The sequence below is a fragment of the Levilactobacillus suantsaiihabitans genome, from assembly GCF_004745505.1.
Taxonomy (GTDB): domain Bacteria; phylum Bacillota; class Bacilli; order Lactobacillales; family Lactobacillaceae; genus Levilactobacillus; species Levilactobacillus suantsaiihabitans.
On record NZ_RKLX01000027.1, the window covers coordinates 19,608 to 27,954 of the forward strand.

Genomic DNA, 8,347 nt, shown 5'->3' on the forward strand with positions numbered 1-8,347 from the left:
AAAAGCAGCCCCGGTTCCGCTTAAAACTGCCAACCAACCGATCCAACCCTGGGATCATTCGGTTGGCAGTCGCAATGCTCGCTGGCTAATCGCCTTTTGGCCCACTCTCCTATTCACAGCCTCACAGCTTTCAGGCGCTGACCACCTTCACCGTGGTATCATCCCCATTTTCCAAATAAAACTGGTACACCGCGCCAATCAGGTTCGCGTCATTGTGAAATTTGCAGGCCGTGATGTCCGCCATCAGCGGGGCGCCGTGTTGGTGCATCAAGCATTGCACGCGCTGCTGCAAATCAGCCACAAAGCCGGGGCGACCGGAAATCCCGCCACCGATCAATAAGCGCTGCGGATTCAGACTGACGAACAGATTAAACGCCGCACAGCTCAACCAGTGTAGCATATCATCGATACAAAACTGGGCCAGGTCATCCCCCTGTTCCGCCGCCCGATACACGGCCTTGGCCGACACGGGGTGCGTCAACTTTGCCAATCGCCCGTACCGTTCCGCCATCCGTACCGGGCTACCCAGCTCACTCAACGTCTCACCCTGTGCGGTCATCACCTGGTAGCCAAATTCACCGGTAAAGTTTTGCCGACCGGCCACCAGTTGATGGTCCAAAACCACCGCACCACCCACACCGGTGCCAATCACCAGTAAGGCCACATCGGCAACGTCGCGGGCATTGCCTTGCCAAGTCTCGGCCAGTGCAGCACAGTTGGCATCATTTTGAATGCTGACGGGGAGGTCTAAAGCTTGGCGTAATGCCGTCTTGATTGGAAAACCATTGAGATAGTCTACCGCACTGGTGCCCGAGATTCTGCCGGCCACAGTGTCGACACTCCCCGGTAAACTAATGGCCACGCCCGCAAATGGCAACGCCAACGTTTGCCGCAACTGCACGATGGCGGTCAACAGTGCCGACCAGGATGCTGGCGTCGCAAAATGGTCCCGACGAATCAGCCGTTGTTGGGACCACACGCCAGTTTTGACGGTCGTTCCGCCAATATCAATCACTAGTAAGGGTTCAGGCTGGGCTGTCATCCGCGTCACCCGCTTTCTGGCCGAGTTCGGCCCCGTTGGTCGCAATCACGTGCTGGTACCAGTAGAAGGAATCCTTGCGATACCGCGCCAAGCTGCCACTGCCGTCGTCATTTCGATCCACATAAATAAACCCGTAGCGCTTGGACAGCTGCCCGGTGCTGGCCGACACAATGTCAATCGCACTCCACGGGGTGTAGCCCATGACGTCCACGCCGTCCTCGAGCACGGCCAGTTTCATTTGCACGATGTGGTCCCGCAAGTAGTCGATCCGGTATTGGTCGTGGACGGTATGGTCCGCCTCTAGCTGGTCGATGGCCCCGATGCCGTTTTCCACGATAAACAGTGGTAAATGATAGCGGTCGTTCATCCAATTCAGCGCGTACCGCAAGCCTTGGGGATCCACCTGCCAGCCCCACTCAGATTGTGGCACGAAGCGATTGGTCACCAGGTCGTGGGCCTCGTTATAAGAAAATTGGTCATCTTCATGGTCGGTGGCTTGCGTCGCAAAGGACATGTAGTAGCTAAAGCCCAGGTAGTCCACGGTCCCCCGCTTCAGGTTAGCGAGATCAGCCTGCGTGATGTCGAGGTCAAAGTGCTTCGCCTGGAAATAACGCGTTAACCAGGTGGGATACTGCCCCTCGACTTGCACATCGGAAAACCAAAACCGCGATTGCATCGCCCGTTGCGCCTTAAAGACGTCTCGTGGCTGGTCGCTGGCGGGGTAAACCGGCGAGAAGGCCACCATCGCTCCAATTTGGAAATCGGGATTGATGCTATGGCCAATCTGAACGGCCAGTGAACTGGCAACGACCTCGTAGTGCGCCGCCTGGTACATCACGGCTTCGGCGTTTTCCCCGGCGTGGACCTGAATCCCGGAATTGGTAAACAGCGTGAAGGCGCGGTCATAATTGGTTTGATTATTAATTTCGTTAAACGTCAGCCAGTACTTGACCTTATCCCGAAACCGGGTGAAGACGGCCCGAGCAAAGCGCGTGAAGAACGTGATCGTTTGCCGGCTGCGGAAGCCACCATACTGGGTGACCAAGTGGTACGGCATTTCAAAATGCGACAGCGTCACGACCGGTTCAATGCCGTACTTCAGGCATTCATCAAAGAGGCGGTCGTAAAAGGCGAGCCCGGCCTCGTTGGGTTCTAACTCATCCCCCTGCGGAAAGATCCGTGACCAGGCAATCGAGGTCCGAAAACAGGTGAAGCCCATCTCGGCCAGTAGCTTGATGTCTGCCGGATAGCGGTGGTAGAAGTCCACGGCCTCATGGTTCGGGTAAAATTCACCAGGCTGCACGCCAGCGGTAATACGCCGCTCTTCTTGGTTCCCCGCAGCGGTCATCACATCGGCAACGCTCAGGCCCTTGCCACCCACATTGTATGCGCCTTCAACTTGATGGGCAGCAACGGCGCCACCCCACAAAAATCCATCTGGTAAAGTTGTTTTTGTCAAAATCGTTTCCTCCTTATATTAGCTTGGTTCACAATAGTCGCTCACGCTGATGCCAAAGAAATGAGCCTGGGACAAAACCGCCCAGGCTCATTCACACATCACCTTTACATAGCTGAAACGTGTGCCACAGGGCAGCCGGTTCCGCTTAAAACTGATCACCAAACAATCCAAGACCAGGATTGTTCGGTGATCAGCCTTAATGCTCGCCGGCTAATCGCCCTGTGTCCCACTCTCATACGGTGAAGCTAATGATGAAAAATCAAACGCGTGCCTGGCATATCCAGCACCTGGTGAATGGCCAACGACGCCCCACCCAGTAAGGTGGCGTATTTCACGTCCTTGGACATCACTAGTGGTGGCACCAGCGGCATAAAGCTCAGTTTCATCTGAATATTTTTCAAAAGTTCTGGTAACTGTTCAACTAGTGGTGAGTTGAAAAAGATCATCTGCGGGTCATAGGCCACGATCAAATCACTGGTCACGATAGCCAGGTGATAGCACAGGTCTTCTAATAGACCGGCAATCTCCGGGTCACCCTGCCCCGCCGCTTGGACCAATTCATCCAACGAGTAGCGGGCAACGTGCTTTAACGTCGCGGCCTTCTTCAACAGGGCCGCCTCGGACCACTCGTGATCAAAGCTGGGCAGCTTGGCCAAACGTTGGCGGCCAGTGCCCTGGATCATGATCTGGCCGATTTCGCCAGCCCGGCCGTAATTGCCGCGATAGAGCTGCTTGTTCAGCAGGATACCCGCGCCGATTCCCTCGTGAATGCTGACGGCGACCAGACTTTGCAGTTCTTGTTTACTGAAGTCCTGCTCGAATACGGCCGCCAGATTGGCCTCGTTTTCCATGATGACCGGCACGTGGTAGCGCTCTTTGAAGGTGCTGACCAGGTCGTAATCATCAAAATCCACGAACGGTGACGTGACGATTTCGTTTTCGTAGACCACACCGAAGATGGCGATGGAGATGGCTTGCAGGCCATTTTCCACGTCAAACGTGGGCAATTGGTCCACCATCTCGACCATCTTGGCCACGATCTCTTGAACGGTCGCTTGTTGCAACGGACTTTCGCTATAACTCAGGGCCCGGCCATCCAGTTGGGTGACCAACATTTCCAGGATTTCTCCGGAGATGCTGAAATTGATCACGTAGCCGTAGGTGGCATTGAACGCCACGAGTTCGGCGCGGCGCCCACTGCCGGCTTTGGCCACGACCTCCCCTTGACTGGCGACCAACTTGCGGTCGATAAAGGTTCCGACGATGTCAGACACCGTCACTTTGTTTAAGCCCAGTAATTTGGAAATCTCGTTTCGCGAAATGGGTCCGTGATTCACAATCGCTTGGAGCACCGAGCGCTCGTTGTGATCACGCATCACGTCCTTGTTGATAATCATGCCGTTCACTCACTTTACCTAATTATTCGCCATCCGCATCATTTTCCCGGGCATGCTTTTCTGCCAAGTCGCTTTGCATTTGCTTTTCAATGCCGTCAACGTGGTAGAACATCAGGGCAATTCCAGACAGGGCAAATCCCAAGAGTGGGACCCAAATGTAGTTCAGTTCAATCCCGTGCAGTGCGGAAGCCGTTTGCGTATGATTGGCGACGTAACCGGTCCCGGATAAAATCCAGCCGGTGATGACCCCACCAATCCCCATTCCTAATTTAGCACTAAAACTGGAGAATGAGGTAACAATTCCTTCAGCGCGGACGCCATTTTTCCATTCGCCGTAATCCACGGCGTCGGCCAACATCACGGCAATCAGGCCGGAAACGTACCCGGTTCCCAGGTAACCGACGATGGTGGCGAAGATAATCATTGGCACGCTCAGGTGAGTAGCGCCCAGGCTCAATAGGAGTTGGCCCACGACCGCGAGAATCATCCCGCCCAACATGGTGTTCCGTTTCCCAATCAGCTTAGACGTCCATGGTGTTAAGACCACGGCCACCAGGGCAACGATTTGTAAACTCAGGACAAAGGAAGCCAACTTGGCGTCGTGCATGTTGTACTTGAAGAAGTAGACCGTAACTTGTGAACGCGTCTGCATCCCCATCCAGTAGATGAAGTTAATGAAGATGATGATTGCCCATGGCCAGTTTTTCTTTAAGGCCTTCAGGGACTGCTTAATTGGAATCGACTGGCGAGAACTCTTGGTTTGGACCCGTTCAGTCGTGTATTTGAAGACGAAACCAAAGATGATGACCACGATGATGCCGACAATCAAGGCCCAGATGAACCAGCCGCGTGCACTGTCCGTGGAGCCGTTACCGAAGTAGGCAACCATCGTCAAGGTGATCCCGGTGATGATGGTGGCGCCGGCCGTTCCCATGAACTGGCGAATCGTGGACAAGGTGACCCGTTCTTGCGGATTGCTAGTCAATGATGGCAAGATGGATGTAATGGGAATATTAACCGCTGAATACAGGACATCGACCCCAATGTAAGTCACGTAAGCCCAAATCAGTTTCCCGGTCAGACTCATATTGGGTGTGGTGAAGACCAACACACAGAAGACGGCAAAGGAAATCGAGAACCACAACCAGTACGGTCGGCTCTTCCCCCACTTGGTATGGGTATGGTCGATCATGATCCCCCAGAACGGGCCGTCAAAGGCATCGACGATCCGCGCGACTAAGAACAGGGTCCCCACGGCCGCGGCGCTGATGCCAAACGTATCCGTGTAGAAAATCATTAAGTAAGTCCCCACCATTTGGAAGGACAGGTTGCAGGCAAAATCACTAAAGCTATAAGCAATTCGTTCATTCCACGGGACCATGTTACGCTCGGCCACCGCAGCTTTAGGAGCATTTTCACTCATAAGTACACACCTCGTTAAATTACGATTCTGATATTGAAAACTGAGCTGTCGACGTTCAAGAAAATTCAATTTTCAAATCACAGCATACTGTAACCGCTTCCAGTTGTCAACGCCATTTTAGCCGGTTAGTTGTTCTGCCCAACTATTTTGCCAAACTGGTGGCCGCGGCACGCTTAGAGACCCGGGGAGTTGCCGCATTCACCCCCGAGTTGACGACCATTTTAAAAAATTTTTCCGGGAACCGGTCGAACCACCCATCCCCGTCAAAGCCCATGATAACAGTCTTAGCCGTTAATCTTCTGTGCAACCGTTTGTCCTATTTTTCGACTAATCACCTTGTTTCATTTAAGGGACATTGTTGAGGGGCCCTGGCCGCGAATTTTTCTTGATGAAAGCGTTGACATTTGACCGTGACCCACGTAAACTGTGTTTGTCGATTAAGAAATTCAATTTTTTAAAAAATCCAAGAGGTGTTTATCCATGAAATTTACGAATGGTTACTGGCTCGACCGGCCACAGTATCAAATCGAGTCGCCACGGGAAGTCTTTGACTACCGCCAGACCGACAAGCAACTGACCTTGTATGCGCCGTTTAAGTTCATTCACGAACGCGGCGACGAACTGAACCTGGGGATGAGTACGATCGACCTGACCTCCCCCATTGAAGGCGTGATTGGTGTCAAGCTCACGCACTTCGACCAGGATACCCACGGGCCGTCCTACCACATCAACAACCAAAACCCCGACGTCACCATCACCACTAGCGATGAGGAACTGACCTTCACGTCTGGCGAATTGACCGCTCGGATTCCGTTCCAAACGGCCTTCCAACTCGACTTCCTGCACGGTGACCACTTGTTGACCCAGTCACTAGACAAGGCGCAAGGCGTCATCCATGACAAGTCCACCAATACCGACTACATGCGCGAACAACTGAACGTCGGCGTTGAAGACAAGGTTTACGGCCTGGGCGAACGCTTCGGGAACTTCATCAAGAACGGCCAAGAAGTCCGCATCGACAACCAAGATGGTGGGACTGCCTCCGAACAATCCTACAAGAACATTCCGTTCTACCTAACCGATGCCGGCTACGGGGTCTTTGTTGATCAGCCGCAACCCGTTGATTTTGAAATCACGTCCGAAAACGTCGACCGCGTGCAATTTAGCACCGAGGGCCAATCCCTGCAATACTACGTCATCTACGGCCCCACCCCACAAGAGATCTTGCACCGCTACACTGAGCTGACGGGTAAGACCCAGTTGCCACCAGCCTGGTCATTTGGTCTGTGGCTGACGACGTCCTTCACCACGGATTACAGTGAAGCCACCGTCATGAAGTTCATCGACGGCATGAAGGATCACGATATTCCATTAGATGTATTCCACTTTGACTGCTTCTGGCAAAAGGGCTTTGAGTGGTCCAACATGGAATGGGACCGTGACGAGTTCCCCGACCCCGAAGGCCTGATCAAGAAGATTCACGACCGCGGCATCAAGGTCTGTGTCTGGATCAACCCGTACATTGCCCAAAAGGGGAAGATGTTTGCGGAAGGCAAGGAAAAAGGCTACTTCGTCAAACGCGAAGACGGCAACATTTGGCAATGGGATCTCTGGCAAGCCGGCAACGCCTTTGTCGACTTCACCAACCCTGACGCCGTGAAATGGTACCAAGGCAAGCTCCAAGCCCTGATCGACATGGGCGTGGACTGCTTCAAGACCGACTTTGGTGAACGGATTCCCGTCGATGACGCTGTCTTCTTCGACGGCTCCGACCCTAAGCGCGAGCACAACTACTACACCCTGCAATACAACCAAGCGGTCTTTGACACGCTGGCTGCTGCTAAGGGGCAAGACGAAGCAGTGGTCTTCGCCCGTTCCGCTACCGTGGGCTCACAGAAGTTCCCCGTTCACTGGGGTGGCGATGCCCTGTCGACCTTTAAGAACATGGCCGACACCCTGCACGGCGGCCTGTCCTTCCTGAGTTCCGGCTTTGCCTTTTGGAGTCACGATATCGGTGGTTTCGAAGACGGTCCGGATACACCAACCGCTGATCTGTACAAGCGGTGGACCCAATTTGGCCTGCTGTCTTCTCACAGTCGTTACCACGGCAGCAATGTTTACCGGGTACCGTGGAACTTCGATGATGAAGCCGTGGAAAACACGCGGAAATTCGTCAACCTGAAGTTGTCCTTGATGCCTTACCTCTACACGCAAGCCGCCCACAACACGGCTTACGGTAACCCGTTGATGCGGCCAATGTGGTTCGACTTCATGGCCGATCGCACCGCCCACACCCTGGACAACCAGTACATGCTGGGGAGCCAGATCTTGGTTGCGCCCGTCTTCAACCACGAAGGCCACGTCAACCTCTACCTGCCCGCTGGCAAATGGACCAGCATCATTAATGACGATGAAGTCTACGACATTCAAGATGGCAAATGGCTCAGCTTGGACTACGGCGAATTAGACCTGCCTGTTCTGGCTAGAGAAAACACGATTCTCTTACGGAACCCACAAGCCGTTCACGCCGATTACGACTTCACCAAGGACCTCGACATCCACCTGTACGACATGCACGAAGGTACGACCACGGTCGCCGTCGTCAATCAACAGGGCCAAGATGCCGGGAGCGTCACCGTAACCCGTCACGGCAACGAACTGGCCATCACGACCACCGGCCTATCCGGCAACGCCACTGTCTTGGTCCACGAAAATGGCCAAGTCACGAAGGCAGCCCTGGCTGGCGACGCGGTCACGATCACGCTGTAATTGGTTTTGGGATAAATTAATTAAGATAAAAAAAGACTGTCCAAGTAGACAGTCTTTTTGTTTGCATTTATTGCAAGCCCTGAAACTGACAAGAATCAATTGTATCATTTTGATAAGACATTAGTCTAAAGATGAAGAGAGTGTTTAAATAATTATGTGTAAATAGAAAAATAAGCAATTGAAAAGGGAAAGCCTCTCCCTTATGATAGTTAGCAACCACACTCACTTCATAGGACATAGGAGGCTTTCCCCATGAC

6 protein-coding genes are annotated in these 8,347 nt (G+C 53.2%); 1 reads left to right on the top strand and 5 read right to left on the bottom strand.

The window, feature by feature from the left end; translation table 11 throughout:
- Positions 1-130: 130 nt before the first annotated feature.
- From EGT51_RS11615 to EGT51_RS11630, 4 genes are all read right to left on the bottom strand, one after another.
- Positions 131-1,042: an ROK family protein gene (locus EGT51_RS11615; RefSeq protein ID WP_135368870.1), complete on the bottom strand. Its 912-nt coding sequence runs from the start codon at positions 1,040-1,042 to the stop codon at positions 131-133.
- Complete coding sequence (locus EGT51_RS11620; protein ID WP_135368871.1) at positions 1,026-2,501, bottom strand: 6-phospho-beta-glucosidase; 1,476 nt, start codon at positions 2,499-2,501, stop codon at positions 1,026-1,028. The genes EGT51_RS11615 and EGT51_RS11620 overlap by 17 nt, the downstream gene beginning before the upstream one ends.
- A 245-nt stretch (positions 2,502-2,746) precedes the next feature.
- A complete protein-coding gene (locus EGT51_RS11625) occupies positions 2,747-3,898 on the bottom strand; it encodes an ROK family transcriptional regulator (RefSeq protein WP_135368872.1) in 1,152 nt (383 codons plus the stop codon).
- A gap of 22 nt (positions 3,899-3,920) precedes the next feature.
- Entirely contained in the window at positions 3,921-5,321 is a 1,401-nt protein-coding gene (locus tag EGT51_RS11630) for an MFS transporter (RefSeq protein ID WP_135368873.1), read from the bottom strand.
- Positions 5,322-5,801: 480 nt separating this feature from the next.
- Between EGT51_RS11630 and yicI the strand changes: the two genes are divergently transcribed.
- Positions 5,802-8,090: an alpha-xylosidase gene (gene yicI, locus EGT51_RS11635; RefSeq protein ID WP_135368874.1), complete on the top strand. Its 2,289-nt coding sequence runs from the start codon at positions 5,802-5,804 to the stop codon at positions 8,088-8,090.
- Between the two features lie 67 nt (positions 8,091-8,157).
- Here yicI and EGT51_RS13090 read toward each other — a convergent pair.
- The coding region (locus EGT51_RS13090) for a hypothetical protein (protein ID WP_225428737.1) at positions 8,158-8,347 on the bottom strand (190 nt) is incomplete at its 5' end.

Coding starts and splice junctions, on each gene's coding strand:
- EGT51_RS11615 (WP_135368870.1), bottom strand. CDS start 1,042: ATGACAGCCCAGCCTGAACCCTTACTAGTGATTGATATTGGCGGAACG.
- EGT51_RS11630 (WP_135368873.1), bottom strand. CDS start 5,321: ATGAGTGAAAATGCTCCTAAAGCTGCGGTGGCCGAGCGTAACATGGTC.
- EGT51_RS11625 (WP_135368872.1), bottom strand. CDS start 3,898: ATGATTATCAACAAGGACGTGATGCGTGATCACAACGAGCGCTCGGTG.
- yicI (WP_135368874.1), top strand. CDS start 5,802: ATGAAATTTACGAATGGTTACTGGCTCGACCGGCCACAGTATCAAATC.